Consider the following 1,274-nt stretch of genomic DNA (forward strand, 5'->3'; position numbering starts at 1 on the left):
GCAACATCGCGGGCAATGTCACCAACATCAGCAACACGGTGAACAACATCACCAACGGTGGCGGCATCAAGTATTTCCACACGAACTCGACGTTGGCGGACTCGTCGGCAACGGGTACGGACGCAGTGGCGATCGGTGGTGCAGCCTCGGCGACGACGGCGAACTCGGTGGCACTGGGTTCGAACTCGGTGGCGAACTCGACGACGCTGGCGACGGCAGGCTTCGCGCCGGTCGGTGGCACGGCGATCTCGGCTGCGACGGCTGCGGGCGGTGAAGTGTCGGTTGGCAAGGCTGGTGCAGAGCGTCGTATCACGAACGTGGCAGCGGGCCTGAACGGCACGGATGCGGTGAACGTGAGCCAACTGCAGTCGGAAAACGCGAAGGTCAACAACGTTAGCAACAACGTTTCGAACCTGAGCAACAACGTCAGCAACATCGCCGGCAACGTCACCAACATCAGCAACACGGTGAACAACATCACCAACGGTGGTGGCATCAAGTATTTCCACACGAACTCGACGCTGGCTGATTCGTCGGCGACGGGTACGAACGCGGTGGCGATCGGCGGCAACGCGCAGGCGACGGCAGCGAACTCGGTAGCATTGGGTTCGAATTCGACGACGACGGCGAACCTGTCCGCAGCAGCCTACAACCCGGGCACGGGCACACTGGCCGGCGCGACTGCGGTAGGCGAAGTATCGGTGGGTTCGGCAGGCGCAGAGCGTCGCATCACGAACGTGGCAGCCGGTTCGGCGGCGACGGACGCGGTGAACGTGAGCCAGTTGCAGGCTGCGGTGGCAGGCAGCACGGCCAACGCGGTAGCGTATGACGACAGCACGAAGAACACCGTGACGTTGCACGGCGCCAGCGGCACGACGAAGATCACCAACCTGACGGCCGGCGATCTGAACGCGACGAGCACGGACGCGGTGAACGGTTCGCAGTTGTACTCGACAAACCAGAACGTGTCGAACCTGAGCAACACGGTCAACAACCTGGCTGGCAACGTCACGAACATCAACAACACGGTGAACAACATCACCAACGGTGGTGGCATCAAGTATTTCCACACGAACTCGACGTTGGCGGATTCGTCGGCGACCGGTACGGACGCAGTGGCGATCGGTGGTGCAGCCTCGGCGACGACGGCGAACTCGGTGGCACTGGGTTCGAACTCGGTGGCGAACTCGACGATGCTGGCGACGGCAGGCTTCGCGCCGGTCGGTGGCACGGCGATCTCGGCGGCCACGGCAGCCGGTGGTGAAGTGTCGGTG

At 63.0% G+C, this 1,274-nt stretch carries 1 protein-coding gene; it reads left to right on the forward strand.

Translation table 11 applies throughout. The features are described 5' to 3' along the window. A partial coding sequence (locus PQR32_RS42085; RefSeq protein ID WP_459252012.1) for a YadA family autotransporter adhesin occupies positions 1–1,274 on the forward strand: 1,274 nt, incomplete at both ends.

The sequence above is a fragment of the Paraburkholderia dipogonis genome (genome assembly GCF_046027395.1).
Lineage (GTDB): Bacteria > Pseudomonadota > Gammaproteobacteria > Burkholderiales > Burkholderiaceae > Paraburkholderia > Paraburkholderia dipogonis_A.